Below are 14,504 nucleotides of genomic sequence, written 5' to 3'. Positions count from 1 at the left end.
GCGCAACTGCAACCATGTCTCTAGCGGACGTGCGGACACTTGCTGACAATATCCGAGCCGAGATCGCAAAGGCGATTGTCGGGCAGGAGGCGATGGTTGACCAATTGCTGGTCGCGCTGATTGCGCAAGGCCATGTGCTTTTGGAAGGGCCTCCGGGGACGGCAAAGACCTTTCTTGCGCAAAGCTTCTCGACCGCGCTTGGACTTGATTTTGGGCGGATCCAGTTCACCCCGGACCTGCTGCCGGGCGATATTCTGGGCTCAAACCTGTTTAACTTCCAGACCAGCCAATTCACTCTCACGCGCGGGCCAATCTTTTGTGAGCTTCTGCTCGCGGACGAAATCAACCGGACACCTCCCAAAACGCAGGCCGCTCTGCTTGAAGCGATGCAGGAGCGCCGGGTGACCTTGGATGGCGAAACTCACCAATTGCCGCCGCGTTTTATGGTGGTGGCAACCCAAAACCCGATCGAGAACCAAGGCGTTTATCCCCTTCCCGAAGCACAGCTCGACCGGTTCTTGTTTAAGCTCCTTGTGCCATACCCCGATGAAGCAGGCGAGGCGCGCATTGTGGCAAACTATGGCTCACGCCAAGGCCCTCAGCACCCATCTGATCTTGGGGTGAGCGCAGTGGCCAATTCTGACAGTTTGGCAGCCGCCACATCGGCACTTAGCCAAGTGACTTTGGCCGATGATATTGCGGGTTATGTCGTGCGCCTCGTGCGTGCAACGCGTGCCCATGCTGACCTTTCTGTAGGCGCCTCACCGCGCGCGGCGGTCATGCTTGCAGGGGCGTCGAAAGCGCGCGCTGCGCTGGAAGGCCGCGACTATGTCATCCCTGATGATGTAAAGGCTCTTGCCGTGCCCGTGCTGCGCCACCGCCTGACGCTTAGCCCAGCTGCCGAAATCGAGGGCCGCGATATCGAGGCGCTGGTGGCAGAGCTTATCGAAATGACCGAGGCGCCGCGATAGGCATTTTCTGTGGCTAGCCTCCGCTCCCTTCCCCTTGTGCCCACCGAGCGCGCAGCATGGATCATCGCTGGGCTTGCGCCTATCGCGGTCGTGATTGGCGCGTCGTCGCCCGAGCTTTGGATTGTTGCTCCGGTCGCAGCGCTTGCTCTGGTGCTTTTGGTGGTTCTCGATGGTCTTATCGCAGGCCAGTGCGATGAATGGCATGTCATCGTGCCAGCCGATACCGAAGTGGGGCAGGACACCGACCTCGATGTTCATGCACGTTTCTTGCGCAGCCTTGCATCCGTTCATGAGGCCGCTCTCGAATTCGACCCACGGCTCGGGCCTGAGGGTATGGCAAACTTTACGCTTCTACCCAGCGCCAATCCGGGCGAATACAACGGCAGCAAGACAGTGCAACCTAGCCGGCGCGGGACCGCGGCTGTCACGCGTGCATGGCTGCGCTGGCGTGGACCCTTGGGACTGGGCGCAAGGCAACAGGAAAAGGTTCTGGAAGACCACGAGGTGCGCATTTGGCCCGATTTGTCGCCTGTACGCTCCAAGGAGCTGCAAACCTTCCTGAAAGATGCCCAAACCGGCCTTATCGCACGGCGCATTCGCGGCGAAGGCACACAGTTTGAGGCTCTGACAGAATACGAGCCGGGTATGGACAGAAGGCGTATCGATTGGCGAGCAAGCGCACGTCACATCGCGCTTTACGCCCGCGAGAATGAGAGCGAGCGCAACAACCAGATCGTATTCGCCTTTGATTGCGGCCAAGCCATGTGCGAACCTGTCGAAGGGCTTCCACGGATCGATCGGGCCGTGTCAGCTGCGCTAACCTGTGCATACCTTGCCTTGAAGAGCGGCGACAAAACGTCTCTTTTTGGCTTTGCCCAGCGCCCACAGGTCATGACGCCATTTGTGTCTGACGCACGCGCCTTTCACAGGCTGCAAAGCGCCGCTGCTGCGCTTGATTATGAAAGTGCAGAGCCCAATTTCACGCTGGCTCTGGCAACTCTCACATCCAAACTGCAACGCCGCTCTTTGATTGTCCTATTCTCCGACTTTACCGATCCCACAGCCGCGGAACTGATGATCGAGAGCATGGGGCGATTGGTGAAGAAACACCTCCTCTTGTTTGTCACCATCGAAGACAGCGAACTTGAAACCTTCATAGAGGACGGCCCCAGCGATGTCGCGACCCTGGCGCGCAGTGTCACTGCAGACACGCTCCTCCAACAACGCCGGGTCGTGCTTCAACGCCTGCGCCAGATGGGTGTCGATGTGATTGAGGCGCCCTATGACCGTATCGGCTATGATCTGATCGACCGGTATTACGCCATCAAAAACAGCGAGGCGATAGGATGAAGGCGCCTGTCATCTCCTCATGGTTCGGCAAAACCGCTGTCGAGGCTCCGCCCGATATCGAGAGCGCTGCTCTTCGTTCCGACCGCTTCCGTTTGGAGCGCGAAGAGGATTGGCGCAGGCTTGAAGATATTATTGTCCGGATGGAAAAAGGGGGCTTCGCCGGATCGACGATGACGATCTGCTTGCTCTGCCCACCCTCTATCGCACCGCTGCCTCAAGCTTGTCTGTCGCGCGCGAAACATCGCTTGATGCTGCAACGCTAAGCTATCTTGAATCGCTCGTTCAGCGTGCGTGGTTCCAGGTTTATGGCCCTCGCAAAGGGTTCTTTGCATGGTTCAAGGAGTTCATCCTTGGCGGGTGGAGCAGAGCCGTCCGCGAAATCTGGCTCGATGTGTGTATCGCTCTTTTCGTGATGGTTGCAGGCGCAATCGTCGGTTGGCTGCTGGTGGCCCAAGACCAGGATTGGTATTACCGCATAGTGCCCGCAGGATTTGGCGAGACACGCGTGCCAGGGGCAAGCCGCGAAGAACTGATGGAAACTTTAGCGGCGAAAACCGAACCCGATGGCCTTGCGATTTTTGGAGCCTTCCTGTTTCAGAATAACGCAGGCGTTGCGATCCTGGCCTTTGCGCTTGGATTTGCGTTCGGCATCCCATCGCTGCTTTTGCTGGTCTACAATCTGGCAACGCTGGGCGCGATGATGTGGGTGTTTGCAAGCCAAGACCTGCACATAGAGTTCGCCGCGTGGCTATCAATCCATGGGACAACAGAGCTTTTTGCGATCCTGCTTTCCGGTGCGGCTGGCATGCATATCGGTCGGTCCATGGCCTTTCCGGGTGACAAATCGGTGCTTGAGGCGGCTGCGATTGCTGGCAGGCGCACAGCTGTTGTGATGGTCGGGGTCACCATCATGATGGTGATGGCAGGCCTGCTTGAATCATATGGCCGCGAACTCATTGGAAGTACGCAAACGCGCTTTGGCATAGGCGGCGGGCTTCTTGTATTCTGGCTTGCCTATTTCTTCCTCTACGCCCCGCGAAAGGTGGAGGAATAATGCCTAAGACCGCCGCCATCTCGAGGGAAGACAAGAAAAAACGCATCCTCATCACACCTGAGGGTTTGAGCGTGCCGGTAAAGCTTGCCTCTCGCGCCAGCCGCTTTGGCGCATTGGTGATCGACTACATCATACTGGTCGCCGTACCGGTCCTCTTGCTGATACTTATGGCATTTATGGTGGGCGGCTTTGAGCAGGAGCTGGCGGCACTAGAAAATGAGAACACAAGGAGCGCGCTTGAGTTCTTGGTGGTCGTTCTCATCATCGTATACTTCGCTATGCGCTATGGCTATTTCATGGTCATGGAACTTGGCCCCCGAGGCGCGACCTGGGGTAAACGGATGCTCGGCATTCGCGTGGCGGCGCGCGGCGGGGGGCGGTTGACACCCGAAGCGGTCGTTGCGCGCAATCTGATCCGCGATATCGAGCTGTTCTTGCCGCTCAGCTTTATTCAAGAAGCACCGGGCGGCGGCATCGGCAGTTTTGGATATGCCGGGCTCATCTGGTTCGGCATCTTTGTGCTCTTCCCTTTCTTTAACAAAGACAAATTGCGCGCTGGCGATATCATCGCAGGAACGTGGGTGGTCGAGGCGCCGCGCACCAAGCTTGCCGATACGCTTTCCACCAGCGGCGCTGCTGCTGCGAGCGGTGAAAGCGATTTGACAGGCGCACGCTATGATTTTGGCGATGCAGAATTGTCCATCTATGGCGAGCACGAGTTGCAAGTGCTCGAGCGAGTGCTTCGCGACGACAAGGATGACGCGCTTGGCCCCGTTCACGCGGCAATCTGTCGCAAGATAGGTTGGGATCCGGGCGAAGGTGATGAACGTGCCTTCCTCGAAGCCTTCTATTCGCAGCTTCGCGCCAGACTTGAAGGCGATATGCGCTTTGGCAAACGCAAAGCGGATAAGAACTCTTAAAGGTAAACACTGATGAGCATTGATAGACGGCACTTCGTAGGCGGCTCTTTCATTTTGGCTGGCCTCGCCGCTTCTGGTTGCTCTTTGGACAATCCTGCGATTGCAGCTCCGCAACTTGGGCCCGGCAACCGGTTTGAGGCCATGCTGCGCCAGATCGAAGGGGAAACGGGCGGCACTTTGGGCGCTGAGTTTTTCGACATCGCAACGGGACAATCTGCGGGCATCAACCGCGATATGCGCTTTGGTCATTGTTCATCGTTCAAACTCTCGCTCGCTGCCAAAATTCTTCAGCGCGACGCAAGCGGAGAAGACAGCGCAGATCGCCGCGTGACATGGACCAAAGACGACCTGATGTTCGTCTCGCCCTTCACCACCCGCAAGCTGGAAGAGGGCGCGACTTTGCGCGAATTGTCAGAGGCAACGCAGAAATATTCGGACAATGCGGCGGCAAACATCCTTCTCAAGGAAATTGGCGGACCCTCGGCGCTGACCGCATTTTGGCGCTCTTTGGGCGATGATGTGAGCCGTCTTGACCGGTACGAACCCGCACTCAACGCCGTGCCCCCATCCGAGGTCCGCGACACCAGCACGCCAACTGCGATGGCGCGAACCGTCGCCAAGCTTGCCTATGGTGATGCGCTGCCAGAGGAAGCCCGCGCGCTCCTACGCCAATGGATGGTCGACACACCTACCGGGGTCAGGCGGGTGCGCGCTGGGCTGCCTGAGGAATGGCGCAGCGGCGACAAGACGGGCACAGGCCTCATGAAAAGCACTGCGGGCATTTATGTCGATATTGGCTTTGTCGAACCCAAGGCGCGCACTCCGATCACCTTTGCGACCTATTACCGTCCGCCCGGCACAGACAATTCATTTGATCGTGCGCATGAAGAACCCCTGGCGCGCGTGGGCGAGGTCTTAAAGGACTTTGCGCAAGGCATGGAGAAGGTGGAATAGGCATAAGATTTTATCGCTGATTAAATTTTATCATTGATAAAAGTTTTTTACCGGGTTAGCTGTGCGCCATGCTCAGCAAACGCGACCAGTCAATCGCCGACCGCAAGACACGCATCCTGGAAGCGGCGCGCAGCATAATTGCGCACGAAGGCTATGACGCGCTCACGACGCGCGGCCTTGCAAAAGCGGCCGGGGTAACCGCTCCCACACTCTACAATCTGGTTGGCGACAAGACGGCAATCATCACCACAATGGCGATGGCCTCAATGGAGGATTTATGGAGCCGCCTTCATCTGAACGAGCGCGGGGAGCCTCTGGCTATGGCCGATGCGATCCTTGAGGAAGCCTTCGCGCAGCTCACAGCCGATATTGGGTTCAACCGCGGCAATCTTATAGCGTTGGAGAGGCTGGGTATCGCCTTTGCTTACCACCCAACGAGCGATGACCCGGGCGCAATTTCCGCCAGGCGCGCTGTGGCGATGGCGCATTATGCCTGCAATGCCGCGATTGCGACAGGGCAATTGCTTGGGCGTTTGGAGCCTCGCGAGCTCGGGATCCAGATGTTTGCTGTCTATCGCTCGGCACTCGATGACTGGCTGCATGACGCGATAGATGCAGATGAAATGTTAAGGCGGCAAAGGGTCGGTTTTTACACCGTCATGGCAGCAGATGCTTCCGATGCGTTTCGCGAAGAACTGCTTGATCGGATTGCGGCACTGTCCCTGCCCGCTCCAGCCAACGCCAAAGCAGATAGGGAGGCGGCTTGATATGACCCTTGAACGTGTCTTGAAGGCATTGGTGTGGTGCCTGCCGCTAATCTTCGCCTTCGCATTTCTGGCGCCGGTGATTGATCAGGGATTGCAGGCGCTGGGTGTGACGGCGCCTTTCGGGCTTTCGACGCTCACCCTTGGCCTGATTGTCGCAGGGGCTTGGGGGCTCTTTGCTCAGGTCAGCGGGAGGTGGATATGAACGCGCATTCGATCATTCTGCCAGACGACCTTTCGCGGCTGTCCAATGGCGAGCTTAAGCGCCTCGAGCTGAAAATCGCGCGCAAGCATTCGGGCATGTTCCCGTGGGAAGCGGTTGTGTGGGCCTTTGGCAATCTGGCGGTGTGGCTTTCGCTGTGGCCGCTGGTGTTTATGGATATCCTGCCGCTGTGGATCGCCTTTCCCATTGCGACCGTGAACATGGCCTTGGTGTACCTGCCCACACATGAGGCGCAGCACGATATTATCGGGCGTCCGGGCACAGAATGGCGCTGGCTCAATGAGCTCATCGGGCATGGCACCAGCTGGATGCTGGTGTATCCGTTTGAGGTGCTGCGCATCACGCATCTCGACCATCACCGCCACACCAATGATCCCGAGCGTGACGTCGACATCAGCTGCAAAGCGCCCGGCCCCTGGACGGCGCTCTGGCGCACCGTTCAAGAGCGGCAACCGGGTGCCAAGCGCAAGAGCGACTATGCAGCATCGATCATTCGCGCTGGGCGGCCCGGTCTGCTGTTGCTGACTCTTGGCTATATGCTTGGATTTGTCGCGATCTTGGGAACGCTCGCGTGGAATGGCTATGCACTCGAAGCGCTGTTCCTGTGGTGGCTGCCGTATCAGATTGCGATCAGCTATATTGTGTTTTTCCTCTCATGGGCGCCGCACCATCCGAGCAATGAGACGAGCCGATACCGCAATTCGCGCGCTTGGAAGTCGAAGGTGGGCAATTGGGGCTCGATGTGGATGCAGTTCCATATCGTCCACCATTTGCACCCCTATATCCCCCTCACCCGCACCCCGGCTGCGTTTTGGGAGATGAAGCCGATATTGGAGGCGCGCGGGTGTGATTTGGGGGAGTTGTAACTCTCACAACCTCCGTTCGTCCTGAGCCTGTCGAAGGACGCTCGCAGACGGTGGCTGTGCTTCGACAAGCTCAGCACGAACGGGTGTTGTATTAATGATCCGGCGTGTTCGATGCCCCAGCCTCTTCCCCGCCAAAGATCGCCACTTCATTGAGCCCATCGCTGTTCGCGCGGCCCCGGTACATGCCGGCGGTGTTAAAGCTGTAGATTGTGTGGCCATCGGGTGTGACAAGGATGATGCCGCCGTCACCGCCGAGTTCTTTGACTTCGGCCATGACGTCATCCGCGATGCCCTGGGCAACACCTTCGGTCATCGGCTGCTTAGGTGCTTCAGGCAGAGGTTCGCCTTGATTGTAGATCACATAAGCGTGGCCTTGAGCATGCCGAAGTTCGGTACAAATCTCCTGAGCTACACCAACACGGATAAAATACTCCCCCAGCCCGTCGCTGACACGGCGCAGCTCCGGTTATCCGCATATGTCCCAGCGCCAATCACAGGTGCATCGCCAATCCGGCCCCAGCGCTTGCCGGTCATGCCGCCGGTCGACGTGCCAGCAGCCAAATTGCCGTCTTGGTCCAAGGCCACCGCGCCCACGGTCCCAAACTTCAAATCCACATCCAGCGCTGACAGCTCCCGCGCCTTCATCCGTTCAAGCGACTGACGGCGGCTTTCGGTTGCAAACCACTCTGGCGGGGTCACTTCAAAACCTTGCTCTCCCGCAAACTGCTCAGCTCCCTCGCCCATCAGGAACACATGCGGACTGTCAGTGCGCACTTTATCTGCGAGCAGGATCGGGTTCTTCACCGTCGTCACCCCGGTCACAGCGCCAGCACTGCGATCACGCCCATCCATGATCGAGGCGTCGAGTTCATTTGCGCCTTCCCATGTGAACACAGCCCCGCGCCCTGCGTTGAACAGCGGATTATCCTCCATCGGAATAATCGCCGCCTTGACCGCGTCCATCGCGCTGCCGCCGTTTTTGAGAACCTCAGTCCCCGCATCCAGCGCCTCTTGCAAAGCCGCCTCATAGGCCACCCGCTGCTCAGGCGTGATGTTCTCGGGCAAAATCGTCCCCGCCCCGCCATGGATCGCAAGCGACCATTTGGGCTTCGCTTCCTCGCCATGGTCGTCGGCAAAGGCGGTTGCGGGGACAGCCAGCGCAAGCGCGGCAGCAACAATCGTGAGAAGAGCGTTTTTCATGACTTGCATCGCTAACCATTTTAAGCTCAGCACGCCAGACACTGATTTGGGATAGGACTTCACACATGAGCGCATTTGGAGCAACGACCACAACCGACGAGGTGCTTGAGGGCAAGGACTTGTCGGGCAAGACAGTGCTGGTCACAGGCGGCCCTTCAGGGCTTGGCCAAGAGACCGCCCGCGCCATGGCGGCCAAGGGTGCGCATGTCATCATTACAGCTCGCAACCTTGCGCAGATGGATGAGACAGTCGCTGCGATCAGAGCCGAGGTGCCGGAGGCGAGGCTCGATACACTCACCTGCGATTTGGCGTCATTGGAAAGCATCACGGCAGCGGGTGCGGAGGCGAATGAGCGCTTTGACAAGGTCGATATCCTCATCAACAACGCGGGCGTCATGGCATGCCCCAAGATGCACACCGCTGATGGGTTCGAAATGCAGTTTGGCACCAATCACTTGGGCCACTTTGCGCTGACCAAACAGCTCATGGCTCTCATCGAAGCGGGCGCAGACAAGCGCATCGTCAACCTTTCAAGCCGTGGGCACCACATCTGCCCTGCCAACCTTGACGATCCCAACTTTGAGAGTGCCGAATATGCGCCGTGGCTAAGCTATGGCCAATCAAAGACCGCAAACATCCTCTTCACCCGCGGGCTTGAAGATCGGTTCGCAGGTCAAGGCATCCACGCCTACGCTGTGCACCCGGGCGGGATTAACACCAACCTTGCCCGCCACCTTTCCGAAGAGGCAGAGCAAGAGCTGATCAAAAACGTCACCGCCTCTGATCCCAATTTCAAATTCAAAACCATCCCGCAAGGCGCCGCAACGCAAGTTTGGGCCGCCACCGCAAGCGAGCTTGAGGGCCGTGGCGGGGTTTATTGCGAGGACTGCCACGTCGCCGAGGTGGACGATGTTTCCAGCAATAGCGGTGTGCGCAGCTACGCGCTTGATAAGGCGAGCGCCGACCGCTTGTGGAGCCTTTCAGAAGAGATGATCGGCGAGACATTCAACTGACGCCAACCGTCCGATTTTACAAATCGTTTCGCGAGTTTACAGGGCTTTACCCCGCCATTTTACATTTTGCTCTATACAAATCGCAGAATGTCTGAACGCGCCGTTTGTTGAGCGCGGTTTCACAAAATGAGGGGATATGATGCAACTCACGAACTATCAGTTCGACCCAGCACTCGCGGTCGAAATCGGAACCAAGGCGGCTTTCGCGCTTGGTATTCTTGTCATCACTTGGGCGGTCGCAAAGGCGGCCAAATGGGCGTTTGCAAAGCTGGTTGACCGGATCGGGTTCCTTAGCCGTCCCACCGGATCAGGTGAGAGCATCGGTATGTCGCTGGGCAAGATCGTCTCGCTTCTTGTGTGGCTGTTTGGCCTTCTTGCCATACTCGACGTGCTTGAGCTTGGCGGGGTTGCAGGCCCGATCACTGAGCTGCTCGACACAGTTATGGGCTATGTGCCGAACCTTGTGGGCGCGGGGCTTCTCCTGTTCATCGGCCTTATGATTGCCGGTATCGTTCGCGATATTGCGGTGACCGCGATGCAGGCGATTGACCTTGATAAATGGGCCAACAAAGGCGGCGTTGATGAGGTCACTGGCAACAACACCATCTCCAAGACGCTGGGCACGGTTGTTTACACGCTAATCGCTATCCCGGTGGCCATCGGCGCTTTGGGCGTGCTCAACATTGCAACCATTTCCGTGCCAGCGACCAACATGCTGGAAATGATCCTTGCCGCGATCCCGAACATTATCGCAGCGGGCATCCTTCTTGGCATTGGCTATCTCATCAGCCGCTTTGTTGTGGGGCTTCTCACAGAGCTTCTTGGCGGGCTTGGCATTGATGGTCCGATCACGGCGCTTGGCCTTTTGCCCGATGGCACGAAAGCCTCAGAGGTCGTCGCGCGCATTGCACAAATCGGCATCATCTTGTTCTTCGCCATCGCTGCCACGCGCATGCTGGGCTTTGGCGAGCTGACCGAGATCCTCGACAATGTGCTTGGACTTGGTGGCAACGTACTGTTTGGCGCGGTGGTTATCGCGGTCGGCTTTATGGTCGCAAACCTCATCGCCAAGCTTGTCGGCGGTGCATCCGGCGGCTCTTCGATGGCCGCAAATGTGGTGCGTTATGCCGCTATCCTGCTGTTCGCCTTTATGGGCCTACAGTTCATGGGTGTGGGCGAAGAAATCGTCCAGACCGCCTTTAGCGCGCTGGTCATCGGGCTTGCGGTTGCGGGTTCCCTTGCCTTTGGCCTTGGCGGACGCGAATGGGCGGCGAAAAAGCTCGAGCAACTCGACAAAGAGTAGTCGAGACCTCGGGTCGCTAGCTGCGGCATCGGGTCGCGGTAAACTGAAGGGCGCGTTGGCAAAGTCCGACGCGCCCTTTTTTCATGTTCACTCAGCAATGAATTCGCCAAGGAGTTTGAGACAATCCTTGGACTCCTTGGTGGGCACAACGGCCATGAAGACGTGCGGCGCACCTTCATATTCGTAGAGCTTGGCATCGACACCCGCATCGCGCAGCTTGCCTGTGAAAGTGCGGCTGTCGATGATGAAAAGGTCATGGCGGCCGGTCCAAATCCGCGTTGGTGGGAGAAGCGCCAGTTCTTCTTTTGCGGTGTAAAGCGGGCTGAATTGTGGGGTGGCCGGATCGCCCTCGCCTGCAAATATCTTCCCGCAACCGCGTAAAGTGCCGATCTTGAGCATGATGTCATGGGGTTCGACCGCCTCCATGGCTGGATCAGCCATCGTCACATCCAGCCAAGGCGCAAACAATGCCAGCTTCCCCGGCTGCGGCCCGCCCGCTCTTGCAAGACGAAGCGCTAGGCTGAGCGCCATATGCCCGCCAGCGCTGTCGCCATTGAGGATGATCTTGGCCGGGTCATGGGTTTCGGCAAGCTTTGCAAAGGCAGCATCGGCGAGCTCATCTTGGCGGGTGTGCGGGCTTTCCGGGACCACTTCGTAAAGCGGGAGGGTGATGCTGACCCCAAGCTTATTCACCATCGCCTCTGCAAGCGGCCAGTGCTCTTTGAACATCGGCAGGACAAACCCGCCGCCGTGGAAATAGAGCATGTGCCAGGTTCCGGGGCCGGATTTTGGGTGGAGCGTGACAACCCTCTGGCCTGCCGCCTCCCATTCTTCGACGACGAACTTGCCGCGAAAACCATCGGGCATCGGCGCATCTTTGGGAAGCGCGCGGCCATTCAAAAATGGGCCAAGACCGGCAGGGTCTTTGGGAAACACGCCGGGGCGCTTCGACATCAGCCATTTGATGGTGCGCATCAGCATGCTTGGCTTTGCACTGCGAAGTTCGGTGGAAGCGTCTGTCAACATGGATCCCTCTCCTCTTTCGGGCGGGAGAGTGGCCTAAGCGGCGCTCAAGTCAAGAATTGATAGCGACGACCAGACCCTCATTCAGCCAAGCCCCCAGCATCGCGCCGGCTCTCATCGCAGCAGATTGCACGTCTTCTTGGCTGGGAGCTTCACTGCCATCAAGCAGCACTGCGATCAGCTCACCATAGCTCGCGTCCTCCTGCATGGCGGTGAATGCCGGGGCGTGGTCCTCTTCGAAAAGAGTGAAGGTAGGTCGCTCCCCATGGCGCGATACGATGCAGGCGCGCGGCCTCTCGAGGCGCACAACAGGAAGCTCTTCGCCAGCATCAATCGCACGCCAAAGCGCCTCAAGATCGTGTGTAACCACTCTAGCCTTCGCGCGGGGTTGAAATTGCAAGCGCAGTTCGCCCCAATCCTCATCGCCAAACTCAGCGCTTGCCGCGGCGAAGTCTTGCGCAGTTAGAGGAACAGTGTCCGGAGCGGTCGCAAGCTCCATCATGCTCCATTCCAGCCACGCAAGTTCAGCGACTTCGGGGCGCTCTGGGAAAAGTTGGGCGCAAGTGTCCTCAAATCCCTTACCCGCCTCATCAATCGTCCAGCCGCCTGGAGGATGGGCAATCGCGTGGTTGATTGAAGCTTGCGCGAAGGCTTGGCCCCCAAGCAAAAGTGCGGTTCGTTCAAAAGTTTCTGCCAGCGCGCCCATCAGGGCTGAGCGATAATTGCCGCGATAGACAGCCATCCCCGCCGCCTGAGAATTGCCCCACCCGTCGGGGGCAGGTGCGCCTTCGTCTAGGATGGATGCAAGGAATGCGTCTTGCCGCTCTGCTAAAGTGTTCATGCGGGCTCCAAGACCCGGCCAGAAATTTCGCGGGCGCGGTCCAATTCGCTCAGCAATTCAGGAAGCGGGGGAATGTGATCGTCGCGTTCAATCATCACGGCTGGCACAGCCGGGAGCATTTGAAGCGCTTTGGCATACAGCTCCCACACAGGCTCAATCACTTCGCGGTCGTGGGTGTCGATGATGATATCGCGCTCTGGCGTCGCAGGGTCATGTCCAGCCAGATGGATTTGCCGCACCCGGTCGAGCGGAAGCCCTGCCAGATACTCCTCAGCGCTGAACCCGTGGTTCTTAGATGAGACATAGATGTTGTTCACATCCAGCAGCAGATAGCACCCTGTGGCCCTCGTCATTTCGCTCAAAAACTCCCATTCGGTCATCTCGTCCTCGGGGAAAGTGAGATAGCTCGACGGGTTTTCGAACAGCATCGCGCGGCCCAACACATTTTGCGCATGGTCAATATTTTCGCACACTGCCGTGAGCGCCTCCTTGGTTAAAGGCATCGGCAAAAGGTCATGGCTGTTATGCGCACTCGTCCGCGTCCAGCACAGGTGATCCGACACCCAAAGCGGGTCAATCCGCTGCTCCAGCAATTTGAGCTTTGCCAGATAGTCTGCATCAAGGCCCCGCGCAGAGCCAATAGACATGGAAACGCCGTGGATGATGACCGGCAGACGCTCGCGCACCTCTTCAAGGATACGCATCTGCCGCCCGCCTTCGATCATATAGTTCTCGCTGATGACCTCAACAAAATCGACCGGCACATCGCCCTCAAGAAAATCCTCATAATGCGTACGGCGCAATCCCAGGCCAAAGCCTGAGAAGGGTTCGATAGGGTCAAGATGCTGGCTCATGATGGTTCAATCCTAGCAGATTTTCAGCGCACCCAAAGCGCGCTCTTTCATACCTCTATTCGCCCTAGTCGCGGGGCCCGTTACAGCTCTTTGACCGAGGGCGATGACACGTTTTTTCGAAAAAAGTGTAACCCAATTGAACCTCATGGCGAACCACCGGTCAGTTCCGATGAGAAACGGGACGCAAGATTTTAGATACGACACGTTTTGGAGAAAACGCCATGAACAAGAAATCAATCGCTTCACTCGCAGGCCTTGCTCTGACCGCTGGTATCGCAGCTGGCATGGCCACCACCCCAGTCGCTGCTCAAGGCGCTAAAGAAAAATGCTACGGCATCAGCCTTGCTGGCAAGAACGACTGTGCAGCAGGTCCCGGCACAAGCTGCGCTGGCACCTCGACCCGCGACTACCAAGGCAACGCTTGGAAATATGTCAACAAAGGCACTTGCACCAGCATCAAAACACCCAAAGGCAACGGCTCGCTCACCCCGATCCGCCGCTAACTTCTAGCGCTTGTCCTTAAGCTCTCTCACCACATCTCTTCCATCTGGAGAAAAGTGTGACATACTCCGGTGCACAAGGGCCGGTGAGAGGGTGACGGCAAGCTTTTCAAAATTAGGACAAAACCAAGAGCCTCGCGCAGCTTCAGGCAAATCGAGCCGCGCTTCTGATCTGGTTTTCAAGGAGGATACCATGAACGCAATTACTAACGCTTACGCCCGAGTAATCGGCCTTTTGTCTAGCCCAGTCGCCGAAAGCATCGGTCTTCTTGGCATCCGCATCGCGCTTGCAGGCGTGTTCTGGCGCTCGTACAAAACCAAGATCGCCGAAGGCACTTGGTTCACGCCGAACGATACGCTCCCGTTCCTGTTTCAGGATCTGTATTCAGGGCTTCCCATCCCAACCGACATCGCAATGCCGTTGACGATCTATGCCGAGTTCCTTTTCCCCGTCCTGCTGTTCGCAGGGTTGTTCACCCGGTTTGGCGCAGCAGCGCTTGCAGTGATGGCAATCGTCATTCAGATTTTCATTTTCCCGACATCTGGGCACTTCTGGGGCTGGGCTTTTGGTATTATCTCCATGGCTCTCATCCTGATCAGCCGCGGCGGTGGTATGTTCTCGCTTGATCGTCTGTTCGATCGCATGTTTCCTGCCAAAGCTGACTAAC

14 protein-coding genes and 2 pseudogenes are annotated in these 14,504 nt (G+C 57.7%); 12 read left to right on the top strand and 4 right to left on the bottom strand.

What is annotated here, in order from left to right; genetic code table 11:
* Window positions 1–14: 14 nt before the first annotated feature.
* The 8 genes and pseudogenes from AC0V61_RS09265 to AC0V61_RS09230 all read left to right on the top strand — a co-directional run bounded on the left by AC0V61_RS09265 (window position 15) and on the right by AC0V61_RS09230 (window position 7,102).
* A complete protein-coding gene (locus AC0V61_RS09265) occupies window positions 15–971 on the top strand; it encodes an AAA family ATPase (RefSeq protein WP_486159513.1) in 957 nt (318 codons plus the stop codon).
* A 9-nt stretch (window positions 972–980) separates the two neighbouring features.
* On the top strand, window positions 981–2,321 hold the full coding sequence (locus AC0V61_RS09260) for a DUF58 domain-containing protein (RefSeq protein ID WP_486156960.1): 1,341 nt from the start codon (window positions 981–983) through the stop codon (window positions 2,319–2,321).
* Window positions 2,318–3,375, top strand: a pseudogene (locus tag AC0V61_RS09255) (stage II sporulation protein M). The gene AC0V61_RS09260 and the pseudogene AC0V61_RS09255 overlap by 4 nt, the downstream one beginning before the upstream one ends.
* Window positions 3,375–4,295 carry an RDD family protein gene (locus AC0V61_RS09250; RefSeq protein WP_486156959.1) on the top strand — a complete coding sequence of 307 codons (921 nt, stop codon included), beginning with the start codon at window positions 3,375–3,377 and terminating at the stop codon, window positions 4,293–4,295. Before AC0V61_RS09255 ends, AC0V61_RS09250 begins: the two are co-directional and overlap by 1 nt.
* Window positions 4,296–4,307: 12 nt before the next feature.
* Window positions 4,308–5,249 (top strand): class A beta-lactamase, encoded by a 942-nt coding sequence (gene bla / locus AC0V61_RS09245; RefSeq protein WP_486156958.1) that lies wholly within the window; start codon window positions 4,308–4,310, stop codon window positions 5,247–5,249.
* A 68-nt stretch (window positions 5,250–5,317) separates the two neighbouring features.
* Window positions 5,318–6,016, top strand: coding sequence for a TetR/AcrR family transcriptional regulator (locus AC0V61_RS09240; RefSeq protein WP_486156957.1), 699 nt, complete (start codon window positions 5,318–5,320; stop codon window positions 6,014–6,016).
* Window position 6,017: 1 nt separating this feature from the next.
* Window positions 6,018–6,218, top strand: coding sequence for a hypothetical protein (locus AC0V61_RS09235; protein ID WP_486156956.1), 201 nt, complete (start codon window positions 6,018–6,020; stop codon window positions 6,216–6,218).
* The gene (locus AC0V61_RS09230) at window positions 6,215–7,102 is read left to right on the top strand and encodes a fatty acid desaturase (protein ID WP_486156955.1); all 888 of its coding nucleotides are present in this window, start codon (window positions 6,215–6,217) and stop codon (window positions 7,100–7,102) included. The genes AC0V61_RS09235 and AC0V61_RS09230 overlap by 4 nt, the downstream gene beginning before the upstream one ends.
* A 91-nt stretch (window positions 7,103–7,193) precedes the next feature.
* Here AC0V61_RS09230 and AC0V61_RS09225 read toward each other — a convergent pair.
* Window positions 7,194–8,302 (bottom strand): annotated as a pseudogene (locus AC0V61_RS09225) (isoaspartyl peptidase/L-asparaginase family protein).
* Window positions 8,303–8,367: 65 nt separating this feature from the next.
* Between AC0V61_RS09225 and AC0V61_RS09220 the strand changes: the two are divergent.
* Together AC0V61_RS09220 and AC0V61_RS09215 are read left to right on the top strand one after the other, a co-directional pair.
* Window positions 8,368–9,315, top strand: coding sequence for an SDR family NAD(P)-dependent oxidoreductase (locus AC0V61_RS09220; protein WP_486156954.1), 948 nt, complete (start codon window positions 8,368–8,370; stop codon window positions 9,313–9,315).
* Window positions 9,316–9,451: 136 nt separating this feature from the next.
* Window positions 9,452–10,618 (top strand): mechanosensitive ion channel, encoded by a 1,167-nt coding sequence (locus AC0V61_RS09215; protein WP_486156953.1) that lies wholly within the window; start codon window positions 9,452–9,454, stop codon window positions 10,616–10,618.
* An 87-nt stretch (window positions 10,619–10,705) separates the two neighbouring features.
* Here AC0V61_RS09215 and AC0V61_RS09210 read toward each other — a convergent pair whose 3' ends face one another.
* Genes AC0V61_RS09210 through bufB form a run of 3 tightly spaced genes read right to left on the bottom strand, consistent with a single transcriptional unit; the run spans window position 10,706 to window position 13,336 of the window.
* Complete coding sequence (locus tag AC0V61_RS09210; RefSeq protein ID WP_486156952.1) at window positions 10,706–11,644, bottom strand: alpha/beta hydrolase fold domain-containing protein; 939 nt, start codon at window positions 11,642–11,644, stop codon at window positions 10,706–10,708.
* Between the two features lie 49 nt (window positions 11,645–11,693).
* Window positions 11,694–12,482 carry an HvfC/BufC family peptide modification chaperone gene (locus AC0V61_RS09205; RefSeq protein WP_486156951.1) on the bottom strand — a complete coding sequence of 263 codons (789 nt, stop codon included), beginning with the start codon at window positions 12,480–12,482 and terminating at the stop codon, window positions 11,694–11,696.
* A complete protein-coding gene (bufB, locus tag AC0V61_RS09200) occupies window positions 12,479–13,336 on the bottom strand; it encodes an MNIO family bufferin maturase (RefSeq protein WP_486156950.1) in 858 nt (285 codons plus the stop codon). The genes AC0V61_RS09205 and bufB overlap by 4 nt, the downstream gene beginning before the upstream one ends.
* Window positions 13,337–13,557: 221 nt before the next feature.
* Between bufB and AC0V61_RS09195 the strand changes: the two genes are divergently transcribed.
* Together AC0V61_RS09195 and AC0V61_RS09190 are read left to right on the top strand one after the other, a co-directional pair.
* Entirely contained in the window at window positions 13,558–13,839 is a 282-nt protein-coding gene (locus tag AC0V61_RS09195; RefSeq protein ID WP_486156949.1) for a BufA1 family periplasmic bufferin-type metallophore, read from the top strand.
* Between the two features lie 190 nt (window positions 13,840–14,029).
* The gene (locus tag AC0V61_RS09190; RefSeq protein WP_486156948.1) at window positions 14,030–14,503 is read left to right on the top strand and encodes a DoxX family protein; all 474 of its coding nucleotides are present in this window, start codon (window positions 14,030–14,032) and stop codon (window positions 14,501–14,503) included.
* The last annotated feature ends 1 nt before the right edge of the window (window position 14,504 follow it).

This window comes from Erythrobacter sp. JB1-4 (assembly GCF_057365025.1).
The sequence above is the reverse complement of the archived record's forward strand: the minus strand, read 5'-3'. Positions and strand labels throughout refer to the sequence as shown.

Bases quoted from the DNA above. Each gene is read 5' to 3' on its own strand.
- AC0V61_RS09250 (WP_486156959.1), top strand. From the start codon at position 3,375: ATGCCTAAGACCGCCGCCATCTCGAGGGAAGACAAGAAAAAACGCATC.
- bla (WP_486156958.1), top strand. From the start codon at position 4,308: ATGAGCATTGATAGACGGCACTTCGTAGGCGGCTCTTTCATTTTGGCT.
- AC0V61_RS09235 (WP_486156956.1), top strand. From the start codon at position 6,018: ATGACCCTTGAACGTGTCTTGAAGGCATTGGTGTGGTGCCTGCCGCTA.
- AC0V61_RS09210 (WP_486156952.1), bottom strand. From the start codon at position 11,644: ATGTTGACAGACGCTTCCACCGAACTTCGCAGTGCAAAGCCAAGCATG.
- AC0V61_RS09205 (WP_486156951.1), bottom strand. From the start codon at position 12,482: ATGAACACTTTAGCAGAGCGGCAAGACGCATTCCTTGCATCCATCCTA.
- AC0V61_RS09265 (WP_486159513.1), top strand. From the start codon at position 15: ATGTCTCTAGCGGACGTGCGGACACTTGCTGACAATATCCGAGCCGAG.
- AC0V61_RS09230 (WP_486156955.1), top strand. From the start codon at position 6,215: ATGAACGCGCATTCGATCATTCTGCCAGACGACCTTTCGCGGCTGTCC.
- bufB (WP_486156950.1), bottom strand. From the start codon at position 13,336: ATGAGCCAGCATCTTGACCCTATCGAACCCTTCTCAGGCTTTGGCCTG.
- AC0V61_RS09215 (WP_486156953.1), top strand. From the start codon at position 9,452: ATGATGCAACTCACGAACTATCAGTTCGACCCAGCACTCGCGGTCGAA.
- AC0V61_RS09220 (WP_486156954.1), top strand. From the start codon at position 8,368: ATGAGCGCATTTGGAGCAACGACCACAACCGACGAGGTGCTTGAGGGC.
- AC0V61_RS09190 (WP_486156948.1), top strand. From the start codon at position 14,030: ATGAACGCAATTACTAACGCTTACGCCCGAGTAATCGGCCTTTTGTCT.
- AC0V61_RS09240 (WP_486156957.1), top strand. From the start codon at position 5,318: ATGCTCAGCAAACGCGACCAGTCAATCGCCGACCGCAAGACACGCATC.
- AC0V61_RS09195 (WP_486156949.1), top strand. From the start codon at position 13,558: ATGAACAAGAAATCAATCGCTTCACTCGCAGGCCTTGCTCTGACCGCT.